28 protein-coding genes and 1 pseudogene are annotated in these 25231 nt (G+C 69.4%); 9 read left to right on the top strand and 20 right to left on the bottom strand.

What is annotated here, in order from left to right; all coding sequences use genetic code 11:
- Positions 1–433, top strand: a 433-nt coding sequence (locus ACWEQO_RS25300; protein ID WP_452985333.1) for a hypothetical protein, incomplete at its 5' end; no start/stop codon positions are given.
- Positions 434–543: 110 nt separating this feature from the next.
- Positions 544–1089, top strand: a complete 546-nt coding sequence (locus ACWEQO_RS25305; RefSeq protein ID WP_452985334.1) for a Pycsar system effector family protein — start codon at positions 544–546, stop codon at positions 1087–1089.
- Between the two features lie 40 nt (positions 1090–1129).
- On the opposite strand, the pseudogene ACWEQO_RS25310 reads toward ACWEQO_RS25305, so the two are convergent.
- From ACWEQO_RS25310 to ACWEQO_RS25375, 14 genes and pseudogenes are all read right to left on the bottom strand, one after another.
- Positions 1130–1240 (bottom strand): annotated as a pseudogene (locus tag ACWEQO_RS25310) (adenosylhomocysteinase); the annotation flags it as partial.
- 410 nt (positions 1241–1650) lie between these two features.
- Positions 1651–2313 carry a hypothetical protein gene (locus tag ACWEQO_RS25315; RefSeq protein WP_452985335.1) on the bottom strand — a complete coding sequence of 221 codons (663 nt, stop codon included), beginning with the start codon at positions 2311–2313 and terminating at the stop codon, positions 1651–1653.
- Positions 2310–2783 (bottom strand): hypothetical protein, encoded by a 474-nt coding sequence (locus ACWEQO_RS25320; RefSeq protein ID WP_452985336.1) that lies wholly within the window; start codon positions 2781–2783, stop codon positions 2310–2312. Before ACWEQO_RS25320 ends, ACWEQO_RS25315 begins: the two co-directional genes overlap by 4 nt.
- 105 nt (positions 2784–2888) lie before the next feature.
- Entirely contained in the window at positions 2889–3779 is an 891-nt protein-coding gene (locus ACWEQO_RS25325) for an aKG-HExxH-type peptide beta-hydroxylase (RefSeq protein ID WP_452985337.1), read from the bottom strand.
- 56 nt (positions 3780–3835) lie between these two features.
- Complete coding sequence (locus tag ACWEQO_RS25330) at positions 3836–3997, bottom strand: hypothetical protein (protein ID WP_452985338.1); 162 nt, start codon at positions 3995–3997, stop codon at positions 3836–3838.
- Between the two features lie 94 nt (positions 3998–4091).
- Positions 4092–4811: a 2OG-Fe(II) oxygenase gene (locus ACWEQO_RS25335; protein WP_452985339.1), complete on the bottom strand. Its 720-nt coding sequence runs from the start codon at positions 4809–4811 to the stop codon at positions 4092–4094.
- On the bottom strand, positions 4808–6691 hold the full coding sequence (locus ACWEQO_RS25340) for a radical SAM protein (RefSeq protein WP_452985340.1): 1884 nt from the start codon (positions 6689–6691) through the stop codon (positions 4808–4810). The genes ACWEQO_RS25335 and ACWEQO_RS25340 overlap by 4 nt, the downstream gene beginning before the upstream one ends.
- 30 nt (positions 6692–6721) lie before the next feature.
- Positions 6722–7588, bottom strand: a complete 867-nt coding sequence (locus ACWEQO_RS25345) for a hypothetical protein (RefSeq protein ID WP_452985341.1) — start codon at positions 7586–7588, stop codon at positions 6722–6724.
- The gene (locus ACWEQO_RS25350) at positions 7585–8508 is read right to left on the bottom strand and encodes an NAD(P)-dependent oxidoreductase (protein ID WP_452985342.1); all 924 of its coding nucleotides are present in this window, start codon (positions 8506–8508) and stop codon (positions 7585–7587) included. Before ACWEQO_RS25350 ends, ACWEQO_RS25345 begins: the two co-directional genes overlap by 4 nt.
- The gene (locus ACWEQO_RS25355) at positions 8505–9170 is read right to left on the bottom strand and encodes a TylF/MycF/NovP-related O-methyltransferase (protein ID WP_452985343.1); all 666 of its coding nucleotides are present in this window, start codon (positions 9168–9170) and stop codon (positions 8505–8507) included. The genes ACWEQO_RS25350 and ACWEQO_RS25355 overlap by 4 nt, the downstream gene beginning before the upstream one ends.
- A 5-nt stretch (positions 9171–9175) precedes the next feature.
- Positions 9176–9646: an NUDIX domain-containing protein gene (locus ACWEQO_RS25360; RefSeq protein ID WP_452985344.1), complete on the bottom strand. Its 471-nt coding sequence runs from the start codon at positions 9644–9646 to the stop codon at positions 9176–9178.
- Entirely contained in the window at positions 9637–10506 is an 870-nt protein-coding gene (locus ACWEQO_RS25365; RefSeq protein ID WP_452985345.1) for an isocitrate lyase/phosphoenolpyruvate mutase family protein, read from the bottom strand. The genes ACWEQO_RS25360 and ACWEQO_RS25365 overlap by 10 nt, the downstream gene beginning before the upstream one ends.
- Entirely contained in the window at positions 10499–11185 is a 687-nt protein-coding gene (locus tag ACWEQO_RS25370) for a dTMP kinase (RefSeq protein ID WP_452985346.1), read from the bottom strand. Before ACWEQO_RS25370 ends, ACWEQO_RS25365 begins: the two co-directional genes overlap by 8 nt.
- A complete protein-coding gene (locus ACWEQO_RS25375; RefSeq protein ID WP_452985347.1) occupies positions 11182–11943 on the bottom strand; it encodes a hypothetical protein in 762 nt (253 codons plus the stop codon). The genes ACWEQO_RS25370 and ACWEQO_RS25375 overlap by 4 nt, the downstream gene beginning before the upstream one ends.
- A 305-nt stretch (positions 11944–12248) precedes the next feature.
- Here ACWEQO_RS25375 and ACWEQO_RS25380 point away from each other — a divergent pair, with 305 nt between their 5' ends.
- From ACWEQO_RS25380 to ACWEQO_RS25390, 3 genes are read left to right on the top strand one after another with little or no spacing between them, the layout of a single operon-like run.
- Complete coding sequence (locus ACWEQO_RS25380; RefSeq protein WP_452985348.1) at positions 12249–13658, top strand: helix-turn-helix domain-containing protein; 1410 nt, start codon at positions 12249–12251, stop codon at positions 13656–13658.
- A gap of 58 nt (positions 13659–13716) precedes the next feature.
- Entirely contained in the window at positions 13717–14718 is a 1002-nt protein-coding gene (locus tag ACWEQO_RS25385; RefSeq protein WP_452985349.1) for an asparaginase, read from the top strand.
- A gap of 27 nt (positions 14719–14745) precedes the next feature.
- Entirely contained in the window at positions 14746–15204 is a 459-nt protein-coding gene (locus ACWEQO_RS25390) for a PPC domain-containing DNA-binding protein (protein WP_452985350.1), read from the top strand.
- Here the strand turns inward: ACWEQO_RS25390 and ACWEQO_RS25395 are convergent.
- A complete protein-coding gene (locus ACWEQO_RS25395) occupies positions 15191–15814 on the bottom strand; it encodes a nucleotidyltransferase domain-containing protein (RefSeq protein ID WP_452985351.1) in 624 nt (207 codons plus the stop codon). The genes ACWEQO_RS25390 and ACWEQO_RS25395 overlap by 14 nt on opposite strands.
- Positions 15815–16145: 331 nt before the next feature.
- On the opposite strand from ACWEQO_RS25395, the gene ACWEQO_RS25400 reads away from it, so the two are divergent.
- The gene (locus tag ACWEQO_RS25400; RefSeq protein ID WP_452985352.1) at positions 16146–16694 is read left to right on the top strand and encodes an ATP-binding protein; all 549 of its coding nucleotides are present in this window, start codon (positions 16146–16148) and stop codon (positions 16692–16694) included.
- A 23-nt stretch (positions 16695–16717) separates the two neighbouring features.
- On the opposite strand, the gene ACWEQO_RS25405 is transcribed toward ACWEQO_RS25400, so the two are convergent.
- The 4 genes from ACWEQO_RS25405 to ACWEQO_RS25420 all read right to left on the bottom strand — a co-directional run bounded on the left by ACWEQO_RS25405 (position 16718) and on the right by ACWEQO_RS25420 (position 21793).
- Positions 16718–18433, bottom strand: coding sequence for a relaxase/mobilization nuclease domain-containing protein (locus ACWEQO_RS25405; RefSeq protein ID WP_452985353.1), 1716 nt, complete (start codon positions 18431–18433; stop codon positions 16718–16720).
- On the bottom strand, positions 18430–18921 hold the full coding sequence (locus ACWEQO_RS25410) for a mobilization protein (RefSeq protein ID WP_452985354.1): 492 nt from the start codon (positions 18919–18921) through the stop codon (positions 18430–18432). Before ACWEQO_RS25410 ends, ACWEQO_RS25405 begins: the two co-directional genes overlap by 4 nt.
- Before the next feature lie 192 nt (positions 18922–19113).
- Positions 19114–20013 (bottom strand): DUF2637 domain-containing protein, encoded by a 900-nt coding sequence (locus ACWEQO_RS25415; protein WP_452985355.1) that lies wholly within the window; start codon positions 20011–20013, stop codon positions 19114–19116.
- A 250-nt stretch (positions 20014–20263) separates the two neighbouring features.
- Positions 20264–21793 (bottom strand): DnaB-like helicase N-terminal domain-containing protein, encoded by a 1530-nt coding sequence (locus ACWEQO_RS25420; protein WP_452985356.1) that lies wholly within the window; start codon positions 21791–21793, stop codon positions 20264–20266.
- Positions 21794–22067: 274 nt separating this feature from the next.
- Between ACWEQO_RS25420 and ACWEQO_RS25425 the strand changes: the two genes are divergently transcribed.
- The 3 genes from ACWEQO_RS25425 to ACWEQO_RS25435 all read left to right on the top strand — a co-directional run bounded on the left by ACWEQO_RS25425 (position 22068) and on the right by ACWEQO_RS25435 (position 24815).
- Positions 22068–22610 (top strand): helix-turn-helix domain-containing protein, encoded by a 543-nt coding sequence (locus ACWEQO_RS25425; protein ID WP_452985357.1) that lies wholly within the window; start codon positions 22068–22070, stop codon positions 22608–22610.
- A 142-nt stretch (positions 22611–22752) separates the two neighbouring features.
- Positions 22753–23052 (top strand): helix-turn-helix domain-containing protein, encoded by a 300-nt coding sequence (locus tag ACWEQO_RS25430; RefSeq protein ID WP_363044036.1) that lies wholly within the window; start codon positions 22753–22755, stop codon positions 23050–23052.
- Positions 23049–24815, top strand: a complete 1767-nt coding sequence (locus ACWEQO_RS25435; RefSeq protein ID WP_452985358.1) for a tyrosine-type recombinase/integrase — start codon at positions 23049–23051, stop codon at positions 24813–24815. The genes ACWEQO_RS25430 and ACWEQO_RS25435 overlap by 4 nt, the downstream gene beginning before the upstream one ends.
- An 89-nt stretch (positions 24816–24904) precedes the next feature.
- Here ACWEQO_RS25435 and ACWEQO_RS25440 read toward each other — a convergent pair whose 3' ends face one another.
- Positions 24905–25108: a hypothetical protein gene (locus tag ACWEQO_RS25440; protein ID WP_452985359.1), complete on the bottom strand. Its 204-nt coding sequence runs from the start codon at positions 25106–25108 to the stop codon at positions 24905–24907.
- Between the last annotated feature and the right edge of the window lie 123 nt (positions 25109–25231).

The raw sequence follows: 25231 nt of genomic DNA on the forward strand, positions 1-25231 counted from the left end.
TCCACGATGCCTTCGTCTCCCTGGCCTGCAGCCTGATCTGCTGGAGACGTCTCAAGAAAGCCCGATCATGATCGTGTTACGAGCTCTTATGGCCGTTACCGGCAGCGTGTGGGACCGAGTCGAGAAGAACGATTACCTGGCCTACACCTGCCCTTGCGGCGAGGGACCGTCCGACACGCTCTGGGTAGACCACACCATCGATCGGCTCCCTGACGGAGATCCAGAGGCTCAGGGGCGTGTATTGCACTCTTCTTGGTGCGCGGTCCATGGGGAGGAGTACTGCGCAGCCGTCCTGCGCGGCGAGAAAAGGCGTGACGATGTCAGTCACTTGAAAAAGGCGGCCACTTCAGCGCGAATGCGCGAGGCCATCTGGTCGAAGGCGCAACAGGAACGCGAAGCGCTCCGAGCGCGACGTGCCGGGTTCTCCTCGTGATGCCGCAGCAAGGCTCCCCATCTGGTAGGGAGGTTGGGCAAGGCACCCCTGCCCCGAGTACCCTCCAGCCGGAGCACGCGTGGAAGGCGCTAAGCCTGGTCAACGACTGGGTGAAGCACGCCGAGACTAAGAGCGTTGCAATCCTGGCCGCTGCTGGAGTCGCCGGAGGGGTCGCCTACAACTTGCTCAAAGACCAGAGCAACCCCGGAATCATCCTTGACCTCGTTGCGGTCGTTGGCTGTCTGGCAATCTTCCTTGCCGGACTGTTTGCCATGGCGGCCCTTGCACCCCAGCTAAAACCTCCTTTGAGTGGTGCGCTGCGCGCGAAGTTGCGCGGCATGTGGGCAGGGCGGCATGTGCCTCTTAGCGAAGGCGAGACCGAGCCAGCGCAGTCTGAGGCTGAGCGCAGCCCCACGAACCTGCTGTTCTACGGCGACGTAAAGCGTCTATACGAGCACGATGCGCCAACATATGCGCAGGTGTTGGCTGCACTTACGGGTAACGACCGAGAGATCACTGATCACATCGCTCTTCAGGTGCACGCAAACTCTCTGGTTGCGAATAGGAAATATCTATGGGCTAACCGTGCAATCCGAGCGCTGCGTGTAGGTCTCATCTGCTTGGCCCTGATTGCATTGATCATTGCCGCTCGCTAATGGGAAAAGGACGCCATTGGCGTACGTGCGTAGGATCGGCAGCGTCCCCTTCCAGTACAGCGAAGTCCTCGCCGCGCAGGGAGACTGCGCCGGTCGCGCAGAGCACCAGGCCGGCGCCGGTGAGCGCGGTCTCGCGGTCGCGCGCGACGGTCGGGACGGACTCTAGAATCCCCGAGTTACGCGGAACGCAGGCTCGACTGCTGCCCGTTCTCCCTGAGGAGAGCGGTGATGCGCCACGTGGTTCGCCGGGCCGAGCGAGGGCACTGGGCATGACGCAGGCACTGCGGATGACAGGACGGAGTGCTGTACGGCGCGGCGGCGAGAACGCCGACGGCCGAGAGACTCCCGGCTCCCGGCGGATCGGTGATCAGGCAGACCGGTGGCTACGCCGATGGTAAGTACGCGCTTACGTATGGTGAGGCCGTCCGTATGCCGACGGGGAGCCAAAACTCCTGCATGCCCTGCTGGAGAATGTCATGGCGTTGGCGAAGTAGCTTCTCTTGGGCCATGCCGCGTCCGTGACCGGCTACGGACGCGGCGGATGTAACGCAGATGTTTTTCTCAGATGCGTGCTTTCCAGTTTCGAACCGCCTGGTCGAGGCTCGAACGGAGCCGCGCAGCCGCCGGAGTGCCTGGCAGAAGTTCGCCGTACGCCTGGCTATGCCGCTTGGCGATGAGCCCTGCGAGGTTTGCGGAACTTCGTGACGGATACACCAGCGACCTCTCTCGGTCGCCGAGCTCTTGGGTCAGGCCGAGGAAGCTGCGGCCGATATCCAGGCCAGGCGAAGCGCTGTAGTGCTTGGCCTCGATCGCCGCGACAACCTTAGTGCTCCTCGGATGCACCGCAGCTTGGCGGCTGCGTTCGGCCTCCTGGTGCTCGATGATCGCCACATCGCACTCGTGTGCCACTTTCGACCGGCCAGCCACGTACACGCCTAGGTGAATCTCTAGCTGCTTCGGAGTATCAGGGAAGCTGACCAGCGCGTGGGTGAAGCTGCCTGACCAAAGGTTTCCTGGGGACCTACGGAAGTGGAGCACACCAGCTGGGGTGGCACCGTCCTGTGTGAGGACAGCCGTTCCTCCAGCTTCGGTGGACGCTTCGAGGCATAGCGCGAGCAGTGATGCCTCGTACAGGTCGGACTCGTCCGCTTTGTTTCGGTACACCGGCTGCAGGGCGCCGATGGCCAACTCGATGGCCTGTACCAGGTCGTCTCTTCTGCTCACTGGGAGACCCCCCGCCGGGATTCACGGTCGTCAGAGAGCAGCCCTTGCACCGTTCGCAGCGCGACGTGCGCGCTCTCTGTCTCTTCCTGGAGATCAACACGGGAGGGAACTTCCAGTTCGGGGTCACCGAATCGGATTTCTGGCTCCATCCGGCGTTCCATGGCCAGCTTCAGTGCTGAGTTGCGCGTTGCATACATGGTCTGCGCCAGTGTGAGGAGGGCCTCACGGATCAGCTCGATGCGCTCGTCGACCGTGTACGGGATCACGGAGACATCGTTCCTCCCGAGAGGTGGCAGCTCAGTCTCCGCCAACCGACTTGCCCGCTCGTCGTACCTCCCCTCTTGCCGAAGGTCCTTCTCCGAGACTGCGCGCCCATGCCGAACCTCCTGGTCCAACTCTTCAGCCAGCTCCGGCAACTCCTCTCTCAGCCGCGCCATGATCGCTTCGTACCGGTCGTAATCGACGGCCACGTGTCCCCCACTCCTGCTGCAGTTGTCGGGACTCTACTCAGATCGACTGACAGTCATGTCGACCGACGAACCTGCATGCCTCCTCCGGTCTTCCGTCGGTTCGGGTTACTCGCGCTCCATGACCTTGCCGACCGCGCGTCCGATGCGTTCGCGGATCTCGTCCGAGGGCACGTACGAGAGGGCCTGTTCCAGATACTCGGCGGCGGCAGCGAACCGTACCGCCTGTTGGCGCAGGTGGGTGTCGAGGAAGGGGGCGACGGCGCCTGTGACACCGCGCCGCGCCTGCCGTGCGTACAGCGCGGTGAGGGAGAAGGCCCAGCAGGCGTGGAGGAAGCCGTAGACGGGGCGAGGAGTTCCCCGCCAGGGGGAGAAGAAGGCGACGTCGGCGGGGAGAAGCACGTCGTACGCGGCCAGAGCGTCGTTGAGCCAGTTGTGGGCGGCCTCGTGGATCAGGTCACGGGCCAGGACCTCGGGGTGGGCGGTGTAGTCGGTGAAGACAGTGCCGGGGAGGCGGGTGAGGGCCCAGCTGTGGAGGGTCTCGTCGAGCTGGCGGCGGTTGAGCAGGCAGATGACGGGGGCGTGCTGGATGAGCAGCGTGCCGAAGCCGTGTTCGGCGGCGGAGGCGAGGGCGGCACGAACGAGGGACTGGGCTTCAGGTGGGGCGGGGGCGGTGTCGGGGCCGACGAGGTAGTACGCGGTTTCGGAGATCTCCGAGCGGAGCAGCTCCGCGGGGCACGGGCTGAGCACGATGTGCTGGTCGGTCGACAGGTGGGTCAGGTCTCGCACCGACGTACGGCGGTACCAGGCGAGGCGGTCCGAGTCCCGTGCGCGCGCGGCGTGTTCGGCGCCTTCGAGCAGCTGGTGGGCCACGGCGTAGTCGAGGGCGGACGAGCCGAGGTGGTTGCCGAGCACGGAGGCGATACGGCTGGTTCTGCGGCGCTGGTGGTCGGCGATGCCGTCGAGGGTGATCAGGGCTTCCGCGGTGAGGGCGCTCATCAGGGGCTCCAGAGGGGAACGGGGCCGGACCCGGCTGAGCCCGGCCCCGGTGGAGGTCAGGGTGTGGTGGTGGGCTCGCTGGAGCTGGTGTCCGGCGTGATGGCCAGCCAGGTCTCGGTGGACGCGTTGGAGGTGTGTGCGGTGGTGCGCACGGGGTCGCTGTCGCGCAGGGACGCGACCGCCTCCAGGAACTCGTCGAACGTCTTGTCGTCTGCCACTGCTTGCTCTCTCCTCCGGTCGGTGCGGTGGGTTGGGATGAAGGACGGGTGCGGGAGGGCGGGCCGCGAGGCCGGTTCATGGGCGCATGGCCCCCTACTCGGAGACGAAGTGCGTGAGGAACTTGCGAACGCGGCCGGCGCGGACCGGTTCGGTGCCGTGGATGAGCTGGCTGCCGAAGACCACGAGCGTTCCGGGATCGGGTGTGACGCTCCATCGCGTGCGGGGCATGGCGCGGAACCAGGGAGAGGACATGTCCGCCCCGTCGTGCGCGAAGCGCATCCCCTGGGCGTACCCCGACCCGGTCGGCGCCTTGTCGGTGGTCCAGACGGCGTCGTTGCCCGTGGTCTCCACGTAGAACGCGCCGCCGGTGTCCCGGGTGTCCGTGAGCGTGACCGTCGCGGCGGCGATCTGGCGGGGACGGGTGAGTGGATCGGGAGCGATGCCGTCGACGTGCGGGGTGATGTACTGCCCGGCGCCGTACTCCAGATAGAACCAGGGCCGGTGGCCTGTGACCGACGGCAGCGTGCGCGTGACGGCGGCCATGTGGAGCTTCAGGGCCCGGTCGAGGCGGGCGGTCGCTTCGACCGGGATCTCGCTCATCTCGATCCGGCCGGCCGGTTCGTAGACGTCCTGCGCCTCGGCGGGAGAGTGGCCGGGGATCTCATGGATGGTGGTGCGGCGGTCCGTGCCGTAACGGTCGCGTCCGAGGGGGCCTAGCGCGTTGTCCATGACGAGGGAGAGGTGCTGGATCTCCTCCGGCTTGAGGAAGCCCTCCAGGGTGTGGACGGACAGTGTCTCGGAGATGTGGATCACTGCCGTCCTCCCTCGCCGGCATCGGCTTCGGTCGCGCAGGCGCAGGGGGTGGACGGCGGGGCGGAAGACGTCGCGGCCAGGGCCTCCGTGAGGACGCGTACGGCCTGGTCCAGGCTCCCGAAGTATGCGGTGGGCGTGGTGTCGGCAGCGGGCACGAGACGGAGGTCGAGTGTCGGATGCACCCGGCCGGTGGTGCGGCAACCGAGTTCGCTGCGCCCGAGGACCAGCGCATACGCCTTCGGGAGTGCAGGCTCGGCCAGCCCGGCGGCACGGCACAGGCGCCCCGCTGTTCGCGCGTACTCGACGCGGTCGCGCGGCAGGATGCCAATCGAAAGGAATCGAGGCTCGGCTCCGGAAACGCCGTCGTACCCGTGGCCCTGGCAGCTGTCGTAAGTGACGGCGTTCCAGCCTGCGGTGAGCGCGTCGACGACTGGGCGGACGCCGGGCTCGATGCCTTCGGACCACTGAGGGTGGCGGGGGTCGAGATCGTCTGCCTCGTGCACGCCGGGGAGGCCGACCGTGTTGATGTTGCCGTGGGTGCTGACCTGCAGGCGTGCGGGTGGGCGGGGTGCGGCGGGGTCGTCCCAGCGGGCCAGGAACGCCGCGACGTGGTGCATGTCGTTGGGGCGAATGGGGCGCCACCGCAGTCGGGCGCAGGGAGTGCCGGGTTGGAGGTCCGGTTGGGCGAGGAGGGCGGCGACGCCGTCGATCAGGCGCATGCGGTGGTCGCAGTACGCGTCCTCGTCGCCGGCGGCGGCAAAGCGGAGTCGGACTGCCGGGCAGCCCGCGCCGCAGGTGTCTCGGTAGTCGCAGGTCGTGCACTTCGTGACCAGGGAGCGTGCCTGCCGCAGCAGGGAAGAGCGGCCCTGGGCGCCTGCTACGTCCGACTCGGCGTGTACGTCGCCGAGCGCGGCGAGGCCGGCCTGTGGCCAGGGCAGCTCGTCACAGCTTCCCAGGCGGTCATTGGGATAGAGGGTGAGGACGTGGTCGCACTTCAGGTCGGAGAAGTGACAGGAACGGGTCCGCAGGCCCTTCAGACGGCGGATGACGGAGACGACGGGCTCCAGTTTGACGCGGCGGAACGTGCCGCTGGCGACCCAATGGTGGGCGGCCTCCAGGACGAAGTCGGCGTACTGACGAGGCGTGATGGCCCAGGCCGGGCCGGTGGGGCCGATCGCCCGTCGCTGGAGTGCCCGACTGGCCGGTGTACGGGATCCGACGACCGTGGTTGACCGGGTGACCGTCGCGTCGAAGCAGGGAACCAGGCTGACCGTTGTCACGGTGGGAAAGGAGACGAGGTGCTCCACGACCTCGGAGGCCCGGCCGAGGACATACGGGGTGACTGCGCAGATGACGCCGACCCGGCGGTCGCGACGGCCGAGGAGGTGCAGGGCCTTGACCACTCGGGGGTATGTGGGGCGGCCGTCGTAACCGACGCGCCACGAGTTCCCGAGTGCGTCGCCGTCGAGGGAGATGCCGATCTCCAGCTCCGGACAGTGCCGCTCGAACAGGTCCAACCAGGCGTCATCGAGCTGGAGGCCGTTGGTCTGGAGGCTCACGCGGATGACGTTCGGCTGTGCGGCGAGCGCGTCCAGGATCTCTGCGACCCTTTCCCGGCCGGCTGTCAGGGGCTCTCCGCCATGGAGTTCGACGCTGAGCGGACGCCCGGAGAAGGTCGAACCGAGGCGGTGAACCTGTGCCGCGCTGATCCGGGTACCGCCCGGTGACTCCTTGCGCTTCTCGAAGCAGTACAGGCAGTCGATGTCGCAGGTCTCTCCTCGGAGCTTGAGGATGACGGAGACCGCGGTGTCCGGCCCGGTGCTCGACATCGAGGCGTAGAGGCTTTCCAGGTCGGTGGGTGTGGTGCGGGTGACGGGCATCAGAGGCCTCCCGAGGAGGAGAGGCGCGGTCTACGCGCCATCGGTGGAGACCGTGGACAGCCACCCGAGGAGCTGTCCGCCGGTGATGGGGATGTGGATGTCGCCGCGGCGAAGGAACCACCCGTCGGCGTACCGCTGGGGCAGCCAGCCGGTGTCAGGGGCACTCAGGTTGGGCGGCTTCTGCACCGGGTCGTCGACGGGCCAGCAGTCCAGGAGCGCTCCGGTCACGCGTCGCTGAACCGGGCGGAACCACTCCCACGTCTCCGTGCGGGCCGGGTCGATCGGCGGACGGGACGGTGCGTCGGCAAGCAGCGGCAGCCACTTGTCGCCCAGGAGCGGATGCCCGGACGCCGCGCACTCAAGTGTGGTGAGGCAGGTCTCCAGCTTCCGGCACACGACATCGGCGGGTTCGGCCAGGCCGTCCTCGACGAGGCCGGTCAGGTCCTCGGCGAGACTCGCCGCGACCTCGGCCTGGTCGGCGACCGCCCAGCGTCGGTAGCCCTGGCGCTCCCCGGGTTCGAGCACCGGATGCCAGCCTCCGGGGTCGTAGGAGAGAGCGGTACGCAGGCACATGAGGTCGTGCATCGAGGCGCGTGCCCGGCGGAACGATCCGAGGTCGTCGCGGCGGACGTTGAAGGAGCGGAGCAGATGGCGGAGTTCCTCGGCCCGCTGCGGCGCCGTCGCGTAAAGGTCGACGCGTACGCCGTCCACGATGCGCGACTCCCACGCTGGAAGGGGGCCGTCCACGATGCCACGCAGGTCGATGTCGCTTGCCGCGTGGGCGAAGCCGCAGGCGAGGGCTCCCTCCAGCCAGACCTCACGAACTTCGGCGGACGTGAGCAGCGCCTGGGCGACTCTGTCGGCGATCGCACGGCGCAGCTGTGCCGATGGGTTCACCGGTGCCCTCCTTCGTTCAGGATCTCGTCGTCGGCGGTGATCTCCATGAGGAGATCGATGGCCCATCGGTCGAGCGCGCCACGCACGTCGGAGCGCTGGGCACCGATGTGGGGCGAGGCCAGGAGGTTGAGCGGCGCCGTAGAGCCGACGAAGAGCGGCAGGTGCTCCCGCTCGACCGGGTCGAGGGCGAGGCCCGAAAGCCTCCCGTCCGCCAGCGCCCGCAGGCAGGCAGTGACATCGAGGGTCTCCAGCCGCCCGGCGCAGATCAGCAGAGGCCGCTGCGGAGCGACGCGTGCAAGGAAGTCCTCGCCGATGAGCTGTTCGGTCGTGGGACGCAGCGGCAGAGCGATCACGTGTACCTGCGACTGCTCCATGAGCGCTGCCTGAGACAGCTCCCGCAGACCGGGAGGGTTCGACGGCCATGCGGCGAAGGCCGTGCGGCTTACATAGGGAGCGAGAGCCCAGTCGGCGGCCAGCCCCACCGGGCCCGCGCCCCAGATACCTGCGGCCAGGCTCCCGAGCGACGTACCCATGCACGCCTGCTTCTCGTGTCGGCCGAGCAGCAGCGCGTGCTGGCCCAAGGGAATCCGCCGGGCCAGGGCGAGGGCAGCGGCGAGGACCCACTCGCCCACGGCGACCGCGCCGGCCTCGGCGTTGCGGTGCAGCGTTATCCCACGGAGTTGGAGGGCGCTCACGTCGATCTGGTCGACGCCGGAGCCCGTTCGTACGACGTGCCGCAGGCGAGGCAGCGCGTCGAGCTCCCGCTCGCCGAGACGGACCCCGGAACGCAGGACGAGCACGGTCGCGTCGGCGGGCAGAGGCGATTTCAGGTCCGGCAACTCGTGCACGAGGACGCCGAGCAGGGCGCGGCGGATCGCGCTCGCGTCCGCCGCACCGCGTACCACCAGGACAGCACTCATCGGCGGGACCCCGGCTTCTCGTACCGGCCGAAGGCGAGATCACCCTCGCCGACGATGGTGGTCACCGGTGACGGAGCACCGAAGTACGCGTCGCAGGCTCGCTTCACCCCCGGGAGCCCGGCCCAGGCCCGCGGATTGACCGCCGTGTCCGCGTAGTCGTCGACCAGCAGCACACCCGTCGGCACGAGACGGGTGACGCAGTGCATGAGTCCCGTGAGGGTCGAGTCGTAGAAGTCGCCGTCCAGGTAGGCGAACGCGATCCTGTCGGGCAGTTCCGTGGGAAGGGTCTCGTCGAACCATCCCGGGTGGATGACCGGCGTCGGCCTGCCCCAGGCCGCGTGCGTCGCCCGCACATCCGCCGGGGACGACCGGAGTTCGCCTGCTGCCAGATGGTCTGAGTCCTCGGCCCCGGGTGCGGGCATGCCCTGGAAGGAGTCGTACACGTGGGTCTCGCGGCTGCGGTCGCCCAGCAAGTCGAGCACGCTACGGATCCAGAGGGCCATCGCACCCCGGTAGCAGCCGAGTTCCACCACGGCGCCCGGCAGATCGCGCGCGGTGAGACCGGCGAGCTCGTCGGCGATCACGCGGAGCCGGTCGGCACACACAGTCCCGGAGTGCTCTCGCAGCAGCCACTCCCGCAGGTCCTCCAGCGTCGGATGCATGAAGGTCACCACCTGTCCACGAAGGGATCGGTGAGCTCCCCGCTCAACGCCGCCAGCAGCGGACGGTTGATCCGGGGCAGCAGGTACACGTCTCCCAGACGTTCCAGCGGAACCCACTCGAAGCCCACCTGGATGGGGTCCGGCGGTTCCGGCATACGCGGCTCGACGTCGTCCACCTGCTCGGCGAGGAAGTTGAACTGAACCTTCTGCACGTCTCCGAACTCGCCCTGCCACGACTCGGGGACGTACTCGACGACGCACAGCAGACGCCGGGCCACGACCTGGAGGCCGGTCTCCTGCGCGACCTTGCGGTTCACAGCCTGGCGCAGGTCCTCGCCGACCTGGGCCTTGCCGCCCGGGAGGTTGTAGTGGAACCCGGCCTCGTCGTCGTACGACAACAACAGGACGGCGCCGTCGCGCACGATCGCCGCCTTCACGGAGACACTGATCCGGGGCAGTTCGGGTGTCAGAGGCACGACAGTGCCTCCGGTTCGCCGACGCGCATCAGGTCGCCGACCTCCGCGAGAGACCCCGCGACGGTGGAGCGGAAACTCCCTCCGCGACGGAACTGACGGGCGGCGGTGCGCATACCCGCGAGAGCGGCACGGCTGAGCTGGTTCGCGTAGATGCAGAGGCTGAAGCCGGCCTCGCCGAGTTCGGCGGCGCTCAGGTCGGGGAACGCGGTGGGCACGCTGACCAGCGGTACGCCGTGACTCCACGCATGTCCGATGGCCCGCGGCTGCTCACCGGTCGAGTCCTTGGAGTGGATGAGTACCGCATCCGCTCCGGCCTCGGCGTACGCCTCGGCCCTTGCGATCGCCGTGGCGATGTCCTCGCCGGCGATCAGGGCCTCGGTGCGGGCCACGACCACGAGGCCGTCACCAGCGAGCTTCCGTATGCGTCCCACCTGCTCGCACAGCAGGTCCCGGTCGGCGAGGGTCTGGGCCCGGTGGACCGCGAAGCTGTTGCATTTCGGGTACGCGCTGTCCTCGACGCACACCGCCGCAGCTCCGGCGCGCATCAGGTCGTACGCGAACCGCTCCGCCGTGCGCCCCGAACCGCCCGCGTTGTCGATGTCCACGATGACGGGCAGATCGGTGACACGGCCGAGCGAGGCGACCACGTCGGCCAGGTCCCGGGAGCCCAGGACGTTGGCGTCGGGCAGTCCGGAGGCCGCGGACACCTCCAGACCGCTCACCCACAGCGCGTCGAAGCCCGTTTCCGCCGCGACGTGCGCGGCGAGCGCGTTCACCGCACCGATCGCCAGGAGCGGGTGCTTTTGCTCGCTGTCGCCGAGGGCCCTGCGCAGACGCATCGCCTTCGTGCCGTCAGCCATGGTTTTCTCCTCCTTCCACTTGAGCGGTGAGTGACGGCACCAGGTGCCGTTCGCGCAATACGTCCCAGGCGGCGAGCAGCACCTCGCACCGGGGCCGGCGGGCGTCCAGCCGGACCACGTCGCCGAGGAGCGGAAACTCGTCGGGCTTCGTGACCACGGACTCGTAGGTTTCGCGAACCCGGCTCTGGACGTCGTGCACGTCCCAGTCGGCCCGGACGGCGTCACCCTGCCGGGCGTGCGCCCGGCTCATCGAGGCGTCGGTCTCCAGGTCCAGGACGAGCGTGAGGTCGGGGGCCGCGGTGAGCCGCGTGGCCAGCGCCTCGTACGTCTTCGACACCTTCATGTCGTGCTTCACCGCGAAGAAGGCCAGCTCGCTGAGGAGCCAGCGATCTGCGATCACGGGCCGGGCCGGCCGCTGGGGGAGTACGAGTCGTTCCAGCGTGGCCCGCTTGTCCGCCGCAATCGCGGACAGATAGGCGTCGCGGTTCCCGGCGTTCGGCTGGTACTTGCCGGTGACGATGGCGGCGGCCTGGTCGACGGCGAGGAAGTTGGTAGTGAGCACGCACAGCGGGGTGACGCCGTAAAGCCCCTCCCAGAGCCGGAAAAGGCCCTTGCGCAGCGTTGTCTTCCCGGTGCCGTCGAGCCCCTCAATGACGATGAACGGATAGCGGTCGTTCATTCGACCTGCCCCGCCCCCGTGCCGCCGGCGTACTTGGTGAAGCGACCCCGCCAACGGGCGGTGGTGGACACCAGGTCCACCAGCCGCAGCTCGGACAGTTCGTCGACGAGGCGGGGCAGCTCGGGCTCCATGCAGATACCGGTCTCAACAGCCCGGCAGTACGCGGCACGGACGGCCGGGTTGTCGTCGAAGGTGTGCAGCGCCGCCTCCAGTACTCGTGTGGCCATGCCGTGGGCCACGACGCTCACTGCGGTGTCCAGGGCCTGCTCGTGGAGCGGGCCGGGGCGTGGCTCCAGCGTGACGTGGTGCACCCCGCGGTGGCGGATGGCCGTGAAGAAGCCCACCCACCACGCGGCGGCGCCGCTGACGGCAGTCACGGCGTCGGACCAGGCCGCCCTGGAGTGGCCCGCGAGGATGCTCCGGGCAGCGGTGTCGGCGGCGTGCGCAAGGAACCCGCACGGGTTCCGCGCATCCGATCCGTATCGCTGGGGCAGCTCCCACCAGAATCCCAGCCCGGCGCCCTCCAGCAGCATCAGGGCGGAGTCGTCGTCTTCCGGCAGCGGGGACGGGTGCTGGGCCAGCAAGGACACGTCGGCGCCGGGCACGTCCGGCAGGGCCTTCCCCTCCGCGACGACAGTCCGCCATTCATCGAGGTGGAGGTGGAGCCGCTGGGTCAGCAGTCCGTCCGCCAGCGTCTGCCAGGCATGGGCCGGCGGCGGTGAACCAGGCGGCCGAGGAGGCAGGGTCAAGGAGGTCACAAGTCGGATCCTCACGTCCGGGGAGTCGCGGCACACGGCTCCGATCGGTGGTGCTCCTTCACGATGACTGCGGCTAGGTCCCCCGCCTATGAGTGTTTATGAGCTCCACCCATGGAACGCGCCCGAGCGGGCGTGCAGCGAGGAAGAATGCCGACATGGTCGACAGCGGACAGCGGCGGTGCGCACGCTGCGGTGCCCTCCTCAGTCGCTTCAACGCCGGTATCAGGTGCGCCTCGTGCCAGGGCGGCCCGGCAGCCCGCCGGGCCGACCCGGCCTTCTGGCGTGATCCGACGGTCCGACGAGCCGTGGTCACATGGGAACTCGGCACCGTCGTCAAGCTGTTCAGGAAGCACACGGGCCTCTCCCAGGCCGGCGTGGCGCGGATGGTCAACATCGACCAGGCCGAGGTCAGCAGATTGGAACGCGGACTCAAGCAGATCCGTGACCGACGGCAGTTCGTCCAGTGGACCAACGCGCTGGGAGTCCCGGAAGAACTGCTCGGGCTCCTGCCCGCGGCCGATCCCCACATTCCGGCCTCCGCGGGCCGACCAGGAACGGCGGGTGTTCGAGCCGGTGGGTACGCGGCACTGCCCGAAGGGCCGGGCCAGCTCCTGTTACCCGCCGGCCGGTCCGTCTCGACGACGGCGCTTCCCGTGCTGACCCTTCCCGCGGCCTCCTTCCTGGGGGACAGCCTGAGGCTCGATTCCCGCCCGGAGCTGGACGCCTGGCGCACCATGCCGATGCGCGCGCTCGTCGTCGCGAACCGCACGGTGAACGGTGCGGTCCGGCAGTTCGTCGCCGACGCCCGGACGAGCGGCATACGCGGCACAGCCTCCGACCCGGTCGACATCCCCGCCGCGTACGAGCTGGACGATCTGACGTACGGCATTCTGTGGGCTGTGTCGGGATTCGAAGCGGCACTGCTGGGCGACGACCAGGCCCTGCACGCCACGACGGCCTTCACCGCTTCCCCAGGCTCACCCGTCGCCTCCGGCCATGGCCTGACCGAAGTCTCCAGGATGCTGATCGGCTCGGAGACCGCTGCCCGGTACATCCTGGGTCACCGTGACCACCTGGGCGACACGCCCGTCTTCTGGACCAGGGAACAGCGCGGGGAGGAGGCCGCCACGTGGCTGTTCTTCCGGCACAAGTACCGCTACCTCGAACGAATGTCTCCGCGGCGTCCGGATGGTGGCAGCGGCCGGGGATTCTGCGTCCCCGAGACAGCGGTCGCTTCCTCGCCTGCGTACGAGCGCGTTCTGCTGTTCCTCGCCATCGCGCTCATGGAGTCCTTCGGTATCCGCACCTGGGTGACCGACGACGGAGGCTTCGCCCACACCGACGGCTTCGCCCTCTCCCACGGGCGTCGGGTCGTCATCGCCTCATGGGTACGGACCGATGGGAGGTCCCACCTCGCGGTCACCGCGCGTCCAAGCGCCCTGCGCACGTTCGCCGACGTGACAGGCCACGTCAGCCGCCACTCGGCCACAGCGGCCGGGCAAACAGGACAGCGCCTCGCGGCAACGGCGGCGTACCTCGGACTCGACGTCTCCTGGCTCGGGCGCCGATGCTCACAGCTATCGGTCGTCGGCACGGAGCGGCTCGCTCGGCCACGCAGCCGGCTGCTCGGTCTCGAAGGACTGGAGGCCGCCTGCCGGTTCGTGGCCGAGCAGCTGGTGATCATTCCGCGTACCCGGGCGGATCCGACCCGCTAGCCTGCGTGAACCACTCATGAGGCCGCGCTCGGCGGCGTCCGGACAGGGGGCAGAGGATATGGCGGGGCCGGTCAGGAACGTGGCGGTCTTCTCCCTCGGCGGCACCATCGCCATGACCACCGATCCCACCACCGGGGGTGTCGTGCCCGCGCTCTCGGCACACGAACTGCTTGCCGCGGTACCCGCCCTGGCCACAAGCGGCATCGGCCTCCGGGTACGGGACTTCCGGCGTCTGCCCGGCGCCTCCCTGGCCTTCGACGACCTCACCGCGCTGTCAGCCGCGATCACGGTGGAACTGGAGACCGGGGACGTCGACGGCGTCGTCATCACCCAGGGCACCGACACCATCGAGGAGACCGCCTTTCTCCTCGACCTCCACCACGGCCACGAGCAGCCGGTCGTCGTCACCGGAGCCATGCGCAACCCCACTCTTCCCGGCGCCGACGGCCCGGCCAACCTCCACGCCGCCGTCCTGGCCGCCGCCGATCCCGGTCTCAGGGGCGTCGGCTGCCTCGTCGTACTCGGCGACGAGATCCACGTGGCCAGGACCGTCCGCAAGTCCCACACCACCAGCCCCGCCGCCTTCACCTCACCGGCGTGCGGCCCGATCGCCACGATCTCGGAGAACCGCGTGCGGATGGTGGGCGGCCTGCCGTCCCGCGGACCGCTGGTCGGCGCCCCTGACCGTGAGGCGCGCGTCGGGCTCTACACCGTCACCCTCGGCGACGACGGCGCCCTGCTCGACCTGTGGGACGGCAACTGCAACGGACTCGTCGTTGCGGCCTTCGGCGTCGGCCACGTCCCGGAACGCCTGGTTGAGGGACTCACCAGGCTCGCGGCCCGCATCCCCGTGGTCCTGGCCTCCCGCATCGGCAACGGACCCGTTCTGTCCGGCACGTACGGCTTCCCCGGCTCCGAGAAGGACCTCCTCGGCCGAGGGCTCATCGGCGCTGGAGACCTCGGCCCGTACCAGGCGCGGCTCCTGCTGCACGCCCTGCTCGCCGAGGGCGCCGACGGGGCAACGATCCGGGAGACCTTCGCCGCCGCATCCGCCCGCTGATCCCACCTCGTCAGGAGACACCCGTATATGCGTGCTCACGAGCTGACCATTGGCCGTACCTTCGGCGTCACCTTCGATCACGGAGAGAACTTCTTCGAGGCGCTGTCGACCTTCTGCCGGGACAACGGCGTACGGCAGGGCTACATCCCCTCGTTCATCGGGGCGTTCGCGGAAGCTGAGATCGTGGGCGCCTGCGAGAAGCTGGCGGACCCAAACGCGCCGGTCTGGGCGAAGACGTACGTCACCAACGTCGAGGCGTTCGGCGCCGGCACCCTCGCCCACGACCCGGCCACCGGCGGGATGCTCCCGCACATCCACGTCTCCGCCGGCCTGAAGGCCCAGTCGGCCGACGGCAGGACGAGCCATCTCCTCAACGCCAAGGTCCAGTTCCTCAGCGAGCTGCTGATCGTGGAGGTCACATCGCCTACGATGACCCGACCGCGGAACCCTGACTTGTACGACGTCCCGCTGCTCACCTTCGGCTGACCGGCAGGAGCCGGGCGAGCCAGGGGTGTTCGGGGGCGATCACGCTGATCGCGTCCGCCAGCCAGGCACGCGCCGGATCGTCGAGCAGCGGCAGTACCGCCTCGAAGTCGATCTCGTCCTTCTCCCGGGTCGCCTTCGCCTTGTAGGAGAGCTGCACCTCGGGCGCGAGATACGGGATGCCCGTCTGGCTCGTCCGCCCGAGCCGGTCGATCAGGAGCCGGATCGCCGGGTCTCGTCGCGAGACCCAGTGGGCGCCCTCGGCCTCGTCCAGCATGAGCTGGATGGACCAGGGGGTCTCGGGGGTGCGGCGGCACCAGATGTCGTGGAGCGGCGGCCGAAGGACCTCCCCGGGGTGCCACGGTCGCAGCTTCCCCTGGCCCGGCGGATCCGCAACATACAAGTCCCAGCCGTCCAGGAGATCCCGTACGCGGGCCTGGTCCCGCCGGAGGACGAGGACGTCGAGATCGCTGTGTGCGCGCAGCTCGCGGCCGACCGCGAGTTCGATTGCGTAACCACCTGCGATCCACCACGGGAAGTCCCCCGTGCTGAAGACCGCGGCTACATCCTCGGGACGATCCGGCACCCAGCGTCCCCACCTGTCATCACTCACCGGCCCATACTCCCAGCGACGGGACGGTTGGAGGCGAAGACAAGCGGCAGGCCGCCGGTTCGGCTCGGGAGTCTTGTTGTTCGTTCGCCCCTGGGCTCATAAACGCCCATGGGCAGCAGGGGTATCGACGGCCATTGTTGAGCCTGTGGCCCACTACCGGCCTTGTGACCGGGGTTTACGCCACACCCCTTCTGGGGTCCGCCCGCTTGATGCCGGGGTGCTTCATGAGGCCCCGTGTGCCTCTCGGCGGTATGCGGTCGCTCTGTGCCACGACCACATCGGAGCCCTGAAAGATCTCCACCGACGTCACCCGCAGGAGGTCCGCCGCCCGATGATCAGCCCGCCTGCCGCCGCTCGCGGCCCCGTGTACCGCTGGACCGACCACACCATCAATCCCCCGGGCGAAGCACGCGTGATCCTGCGACGTGTTCTCAAGGATCTGGGCCTGCCCGACGACGTCATCAGCGACGGAATCCTGGCCGTCTCGGAGCTCGTGGCGAATGCGGACGAGCACGCGTGCGGCCCGTACGAGGTGCGTCTTCGCTCTGCCGCAGGGAGGTACATCTGCGAGATCCACGACGGTGATCCTCTGCTTCCCGTGGACCTCTACGTGGCTGCCTTGCCTCCGGCGGAGGCCGCCATGGTGGAGGTGGGGAGCGGGCCGCTTACTGAGCGCGGACGGGGGTTGCACATCGTGAACGAGCTGGCCCGGGGCCAGTGGGGATACCACGTGACGGACCGGGGGACCAAGGCCGCCTGGGTGGTTCTGGCCGAGGCTTCGGCGGCGAGGAAACCGAAGGCGGCCAGATTTGACGGCCGAGCCGAGGGGGCCCGGCCGCCGACCGCTGGTTCGGCGCCGGTCGCGGGGATGCGGACGTAGGCGTTGGTAACCCTGCTCGAGGTTCAGCGTCGAGGCTGAGATCTATTTGTGGACTTGGCCCAGTTTTGTGCCACCTGTTCCGGCGAGGAGACGGCGGGGCGGCCCTGAGGGTGCTGGCTCTGGGCGTTCTGAGGGTCTGCGGGGAGGTCGGCCATCCGTCGTAGTCGCCACACGAGCACGTCGCTGATCCTCTCCGCCGTGTCCATTTCCCTTTGGGCGGCGGCTTTGGTGAGCAGGGCGGTGGGGTCGTGGCCGACGGTCTGGGTCTCGGTGAGGGTGGCTGCGAGGGCGGGCCAGCCTGGTTCGGCCAGGATTTGCTCGGCAAGGTCGGGAAGGGCTTGGCGTACGACGGCGGAGTAGTGTCGTTGCAGGGATGGAGCCAGACGGCGGCCACGCTGGTGGAGCACGCCTATGGGCTGCTCGGCGGCGGCCTGGTAGGCCACGCGCAGGTGCTCGGCAGCCTGGTGGGCGGCCGCGGCCTGCTGGGCGTGCTGCTTCTTGGCGTGCCACTGCGCGGCGGCGGTGATCAGGAAGAGCAGCATGTCGATGGCCATCGCCGTGGTGGCGCCGTCTTCACCTCGGCCGAGGGCTGGGCCGCTGTGGACGAGGTCGCGGGCGGCTTGGCGCAGGGCGCGGTCGTGGCCGCGTGCGGCGCGGGTGTGGGAGCGGGAGGCGCGTTCGAACGAGGTGGCGGCTGCCTGTAGTTCGTGGCGGGTGTGGGCGGCGGAGGTCTTGGCGAGGGCGTCGAGGACTTCCCCGGTGGCGGCGATCTGGGCGGCGATCGCGCCGTCGTCGCCGTGGTCGATGACGAGCAGCGCCTGCCAGGCGGCGGTGGTGGCGCGCCGGTGCGCGGATGCGGGCCCGGTCACCGGCGGCAGGGCCGGCTGATGGGTGGTGCCTTCCAAGGTCTGGGTCCAGCGTTCGCGGATGCGAGGCAGGGAGAGGTCCGGGGCGAGCTTGGAGCCGGAGTAGAAAACGGGCTCGCCCTTGCCGTTGCGGTCGTCGGGGAGGGCGACGGTGTAGCCGAGGGCGTCGCCCGACGGTGCGATGCGGCGCCGGATGAGCAGACCGGCCGCCGCGAGGCGGTCGAAGAACTCCTCCTCGCTCGCCGCGCCGGCCACCGAGCGGCGGACCGTCTCGCGGAGCTCCTCCCGGGGAGTGTGCTGCCGGTTGTGGCGGTCGGCCTTGTGGCGTTCGGCGCTGCTGGGCCGCTTGGCGGCGGTGCCGTCGCCGGCCGCCACACGGTGCAAGTTGTAGGCGGCTTCGATGAGGCGGGCCTCGGCCTGGGCGCGCTTGCCGGAGCGGTGGTGATCCGGGCGGCGGCCGTCCTCCCGGACGAGGGTGGCGATGATGTGGATGTGATCGTCGGCGTGGCGGACGGCGGCCCAGCGGCAGCCGGCGCCGTCGCCGGGGTCGATGCCGGTGGCGGCGACCATGCGGCGGGCGATCTCGGCCCACTGTTCGTCGGACAGGATCGGGTCGTCGGGGGCGGCGCGCACGGAGCAGTGCCAGACGTGCTTGTCCGGGCGCTGCCCGGGGCCGAGGAGGGCCAAGGGCTGGTCGAGGAGGTGCTGGAGGTCCTTCTTCGTCACCGAGGGGTCGCGGCCGGGGTCGGGGGCCATGTCGTCGAAGGAGGCGACCAGGTGGGGGTCGACGTGTTCCTCGTGGGTGCCCTTGCCGTACAGGTAGTGCAGAAGCCCGAGAGTGTTGCTGCCCTGCTGATGGATCCGGGGGATCAAGCCGCCTGATCCTCCTGCCGATTGGTGATCCGGTCGGCCGCCCGTTGGACGGCCTGCGCGGCGCGTCGCAGATCGGCGAGAGCATCGGCGAAGTGCGGTGCGTCCACGCCGGAGTTGAGGGCCTTGACAGCCTGGTTGACGTTGCTGCCGGCCCAGCCGAGCTGACGGCGCACGCCGAACAGGGCAGTCAGGATGTCCCGTTCGGTCGAGATGGCTGCTGCGGTGCGGGACTGGTCGCGGGCGGCGGCCAGGGCGGAGTGGGCCAGGAACCCGGCCACGCTCATGTCGACGTGGTCGGCGCCGGACTGGATGATGGCGAGTTCTTGTTCGTTGAGGCGGACGCTGTGGGCGGGGCGCTGCTTCTTGTCGCGCGGACGCGACTTGCCCTTCCCGGTCCTGGCCGTGTGGCCGGCCTTGCCCGGCTGCGGTCCGCCCTCGGTCGCAGCCTTCCTGTCCGGCGCCCCTTGGCGTCGGGAGGACCCCGCCACCCCCGGGGCGGGGTCGGGTTCGGGCGCTCCCCCTGCGGGGGAGTGTCCGGACCTCCAACTTGCTGTGCTGTCATGGGCTGAGGCCGGGCGTTCCTGCTGCTGGGCTGTGGACATGGGGGTGAAGTGCTCGTGCATCAGGGGGCCTTTCTCGTGGGGCGGGTGATGGGGATGGGCTGGCTGGTGCGCGGTGGGTCATCGCTCGCTGGCGGTGGCCTTGTCGAGTTCGTCCTGGAGCTGGCGGGTGATTTTGTCCAGGCGCTCTCGGCCAACGGGGAGGCGGTGTGACCGGATGGCGTCTTCGACCTTGCGGCGGGAGATGCGTCCGTCCCGTCCGAGTGGGGCGGTGCGGCCGACGGCGAGGAGCTTGTCCAGGGGGACGGCGGCCTTCCGCCCACTCGGCTTCTCCGGCTTGTTCTGGATTTCCGCCACTTGCTCAGGGACCTTCGCCGCATCGCCGCTCGGTCCTGAAGTGGCTGACGGTCCGGGACCGTCAGCCACAGGGGCGTTGTGGCGGTCGGTGCTGTGGCGGTGGACCGGTTCACCGCCGCCGGACGTTGTGGCTGCGGGGTGCGGGCGCGCTGTTTCCCGGGTGGCGGGATGGGCGGATTCCTTGCCGTGGTCCTCGCCAGCGGGACGGTTGTGGTGGGTGTCGGGGACGGCGACGTGCTGGTGGATCTGCCGCATGAGGACGCCGAAGGCGAGGAGCGCGGCGGTCGGTGGGACGGCGGCGACCACGTAGTCGAGGAAGGGGACCGGGGTAGTGCCGGTGCCGTTGACGCCGGCGACGTTGAGGGCGATGGAGCCGAGCGACCCGGTTGCGGTGAGGGCGATGGCCCACCAGTCCGGTGTCTGGCGAAGGCCCGCGCGCAGCATCAGCAGCTCGCCCGCGATGATGAACGCGTCGAGGGTCGCGGGCCAGGCCCACTGGCGGGCGGGGGAATCGCCCAGGCCGTGCTGGCCGGCGACCTCGGCCAGGTGGGCGTAGGAGAGCCAGAACCCGGCGACGGTCAGGGCGACGATCACAGCGCCGGCCGCGAGCAGCGCGTACCGTTCGGCGGCCTGGGCGGTCTTGGGCGTGGTGACGGGGGTCAAGCGGGATGCTCCTGGGGTGGTTTCAGGGAGGCGATCACGGCGTTCACGGAGGGGGCGTACACGCGAGCCCCCTTCTAAAGGGGGGCCCGCGCGTGAACGCTTGGGCGCGTGTACGGCGTGTACGGGCGCGTGAACGTATGACCTGCGGTTTCGTGGTGCGCGTGTACGCGCGGGGCGTGGCGTGGGCCCGTGAGCGTGGAGGGCGTGCGTGTACGCCCCCGTGTACGGTCCGGGTGCCTGGCGCGCAGGGTCAGGAGACGACGCCGATGTGGCGGACGGAGGCGTGGTAACGGGCCTGCTGGCCGCCTCCGCTGCCGCCCGCGGCGCCTTCGGCCTTGGTGGTGAGTCCGGCCTTCACGAGGCGGTCCAGGGTGCGCCTGGCCTTCTCGGTGGCGGCGCGGTCGGGGTTGGCCTCGCTGCTCTGGATGGCGGCGAGTTCGCGGACGGTCAGCCCGTCGGGTCGCTGGCGGAGGATCTGGACCGGGTCGAGCGCGGGGTCGACGGTCGTGGTGCCGCGTTCGTGGTCGTGGATGAGTTGGAGCGGGCCGATCTCGCCGGTAGGGGTCTTGAGGTGGTGGAGGGTGACGGCGAGCTCGCCGGCCTCTCCGGCCACGTACAGGACGCTGCCCGCGCCGGAGACGATCCAGGTGGAGCCGTACACCCGGTCCAGCGTGGGCTTCTGGGCCCGCGGGGTGCCTTCGGTGGCCTTGCGCTGATGGTGCAGTTCGAGGACCTCGACCCCGGCGCGCATGGCCCGCTGTCGGGCATTGTTGTAGGCGACGCCGAGGGCGTCGTCGACGAGGGTGCTCACCGCGTCCTTGAGGCTGTCGATCACGATCGTGTCGGCCTGGTGGGCGGCGGCGAGGTCGGCGAGGAGGTCGGGCTCCTTGTCCAGCGTGGCGGGTAGCGGTCCCTGCCAGACGGCGAGTCCGTCGCGCATGCGGGCCTCGTGATCGGGCTGGATGCGGCGGGCCAGGGCGCGGGCGATCTGCTTGTACCGGTCGAGCGCCAGGTACAGCACTCGCCTGCTGGGGGCGACCGGCATGTCCAGGACGCTGTCGGCCAGGCCCAGGCGGGCGAGGACCACCTGGTGAGCCAGGGTCGTCTTGCCGACACCGGGGGCGCCGACGATCATCAGGCTCTCCCCCGAGGACCAGGCGGTCTGCTCGCGGGTGCCCCATAGCGGCTCGGTGTCCGCACCGGTCTCGGTGACGAAGCTCCATCCGTCGGTGATGAATCGCGAGAGCCGTCCCTGTCCAGAAGCCAGGGCGCGCTCCCGCTCGGCCCGGACCTCGGTCTCGATCTCGCTGCGGATCGCATCGGGATCGGCGCCGGGCTCCATGGCCCGCTGCACCGTGCGCAGGCCGGAGGCGCGCAGGCGCCGCAGGTCGGACAACCGACGCACAATCCCCGCGTAGTGGATGGCACCGCTGACCGAGGGCGTGGCGGAAGCGAGCCGGTGCACGTAGGCGGCACCGCCGACCCGCTCCAGGTCGTCCTGCTCGCGCAGCCGGTCGCAGAGCACGATCGGGTCGGTGGGCTTGTCCTCGCCGCGCAGGGCGAGAACCGCTCGCCAGACCGTCTCGTGTGCCGGCCGGTAGAAGTCCGGACCGTCGAGCAGGTTCCGTACGGCGTCGACCACGGCCGGATCATGCATGCACGCGCCCAGCACAGCGGCTTCGGCGTCCGCGTCGTGCGGTGGCACGGTGGTGAAGTCGTCGAAGGGGCGAGAGCGGCTGGGGGTGTCGTGGTGTGGCGCGGCAGGACGGGGTTCGTCCATACTGGGCACTGAGCTCCTCACTTGCGGGCCACATGGGACGGCGAATCCCAGGTCCCGCAGGTCGATCGTTCAGGGATGGGCGGTTACGAGAGTTCGAGCTTGGCCCCCGGTGTTCGTAGCACCGGGGGCTTTTTGCGTTCACCCCCGTGCGGGAGCGGACGACCCACACTACCTGGCGATTTCGAAAATGCAATGCTTGCATTCGCCTCCGCAATAGTGTTTCCTTGGATCATCGCCCCGGGTGCCCCCTGGGACTGATCGAGGAGATGGAGCGGTGAGCAGTGAGGAAGGGGCGGCCCGTGCCGGGCCGGACCGGCCGTTGCCCGAGGACTACGTTGCCGAGCGGATCAAGCTCGAACGCGAAGCCCGCGGCTGGAGCACGGTCACGCTGTCCGAGCGAATGGCCGAGGCCGGCCACCCCGTCAACCAGGCCGCCATCTGGCGCATCGAGAGCGGCAAGCCAAGACGCCGGGTCAACCTCGACGAGGCCATCGGCTTCTGCAAGATCTTCGACCTCGACATGGACGAGCTGACCAGCCCTCCGGGCCAGATCGCCAACGCGCACGTCCGCAGGCTCATCGCCGAGTACGTGGTCAAGTACAAGCAGCACCTCGTAGCACGCAAGGAAATGGGCCGGATCCAGGGTGAGCTGCAGGAGTACACCGACGCCAACCCGAACCAGGAAGACATGGTCAAGGGACTCCTGGCACACGAGCTCGCGGTCGCCTCCAACGGCGAGTTCCACCGCCACTTCCCGCCGTCGAAGCTGGTCAGCTACCTCGGCGAACACGTCAACGACATCACCCCGCAGGACTGACCGTTCCGCCGTCCCTCGCTGCTACGAACAGCAGGGGTTGGCCCTCGCCGGTCACGTCACCACACAACGCCCATCCCTGAACGATCGACCGGCCACAGCACGGGATTCGCCGTCCCACGCCTGGCCAGAGAAGGACTTTCCCTTGCACGAAAACGGTCTTCCGCTAGCCCAGATAGCCCGCCTTCTGGGTGTCCCCGAGGACGCCCTGCGCACCCTGGTGGCCCAGCGCCGCCCCGCCGCCGGTGACGCCACGCTCGTCGCGCTCACGGTCGAGGAGGCCGCCCGCCGCCTCGGCATCGGCCGCACCAAGCTGTACGAGTACGTCTCCACCGGAGAAATCGCCTCGGTCAAAATCGGCAGTCTCCGGCGCATCCCAGCGGAGGCGGTGAACGACTTCCTGACCCGCCGTCTCGGCGCGCCGGACTTCGGGACGGCCGCGTGACCGAGTCCCGTACCGCCAAGACCCGCCAGCCCAACGGCGCCTCGTCCATCTACCTCGGCAAGGACGGTCGCTGGCACGGCCGCGTCACCGTCGGCGTCAAGGACGACGGAACCCCGGACCGGCGCCACGTCAGCCGCAAGACCCGCGCCGAGGTCACCAAGGTCGTCCGCGAGCTGGAACGTCAGCGCGACAAGGGCACCGTTCGCAAGGTCGGCCAGTCCTGGACCGTGAAGACGTGGCTCACCCACTGGGTGGAGAACATCGCCGCCGCGCACGTCTCGGAGAACACGATTGACGGCTACCGGGTGGCGGTCTACCACCACCTCATACCCGGCCTGGGCGCCCACCGCCTGGAGAAGCTGGAGCCCGAGCACCTGGAGCGCTTCTACAAGAAGATGCAGGAGAACGGCAGCGCCGCCGGCACTGCCCACCAGGCCCACCGCACGGTCCGTACGGCCCTCAACGAGGCTGTGCGCCGCCAACACCTCACCGCGAACCCGGCCGCCATTGCCAAGGCCCCCAAGGTCGAAGAGGAAGAGGTCGAGCCGTACACGGTCGAGGAGGTCCAACGCCTGCTCCGCGAAGCGGGCAAGCACCGCAACACTGCCCGCTGGGTCATCGCGCTTGCCCTCGGCCTGCGCCAAGGCGAGGTCCTCGGCATGCAGTGGGACGACGTCGACTTCGAGCTCGGCGTCATTCGCGTACGGCGTGGCCGGCTGCGCCCCCGGTACAGGCACGGATGCGGCGACCGTTGCGGCCGAAAGCCCGGCTACTGCCCCCAGAAGGTCAACACCCGGCGTGAGACGAAGAATGCGAAGTCCCGCGCCGGCCAGCGGCCCATCGGCGTCCCCGACGAGCTCCTCCAGCTCCTGCGCCGGCACAAGGAGCAACAGGCCCATGAGCGCACGGTGGCCCGCGACCTGTGGACGGAGAAGGGGTATGTCTTCACTTCACCCATCGGCGAGTCCCTGAACCCGAACACCGACTACCACAAGTGGAAGGAGCTGTTGAAGGCCGCAGGCGTCCGCGACGCCCGCCTCCACGATGCCCGCCACACCGCGGCGACCGTCCTGCTCATCCTCGGCGTTTCCGACGCGGTCGTCGACGCCATCATGGGATGGGAACCCGGCAAGTCCGCCCGCATGCGCCGCCGCTACCAGCACCTGACCAGCCGCGTTCTCAAGGACACCGCTGCCAAGGTCGGCGGCCTCCTGTGGGGCACGGACGAGCCTGTGGGAAGTGCCGCGCCGGACGCTGGCCAAAGCCCTGTCCCCGCCGAGCTAGTGGTCCACGTCGCCCGCCTCGGCGAGCGGCGAGTGCCCTTCCTCCACCGCGAGCACGCCGACGAGGTCGCCGCACGCTGGAGCGAGGACTGGCCTGACCACACTGCCGAGGTCGAGGAGTGGGACCGCTGGCGCTGGGAGCACCAGGACCCCAGCTGCGCGAGTGCCATTCGCGACCGCGTGCCGAATCGGGCCGTGGTCTTCCATGCCCGAGCCCTATTCCTCCCCGGCGGCGAACGTGCCGTGACCGAACTCCCGGAGCAGTGGTCGGTGCCGACCTGGGACTTCGAGACCGACCGCTACACCGACCGCGCCTCGGCCTGGCGCACGGCCCGACGACCCGGCACGGGCCAGGAGGTCGAGGCGCAGGTGCGAGGCACGGACAAGGGTGCCGTGGAAGCGGCCTTCGCTGAGGCTTGTGCACAGGCTGTGGACCGCGCCCGGAACCCGGGCAGGTACGGCGACACCGACGAGTGGTAGACGCCCTGTGACCCGCGCCTCGGTTTGAAGGTAGGCGCGGAGCGTGTGTGTGGGGGGAGCGGGTGACATCGGTCGGCTGCTCCCCCGCCTCACTTGAGCATCAGGAAGAGACCGACCAAGGATGCTCCGAGGGTCATGGCCCCCGCGAAGGCGATGCCTCCTCGACTGATCGCGGCAGGCACGGTGTGCCCTTCCCAGCGCGCAAGGGCCACTGCTGCACCTGCTACTCCCATCGCCAGAAGGGCAATCACCAGCAGGGTAGCGAGGAGCAGTCCGGCTTGCGTGAGGTGCATGGGAAGTCTCCGAGTTGGGTTGTGGCGGTCACGGTTCTTGCGCCTACACGATCCAGCTGCGCTGCGGCTGGTGATGCCGCTTGGATGTTGTTCTGGCGACAATGGCGGGTTGTCGCGGAACAA

The organism is Streptomyces sp. NPDC004051, from assembly GCF_053604275.1.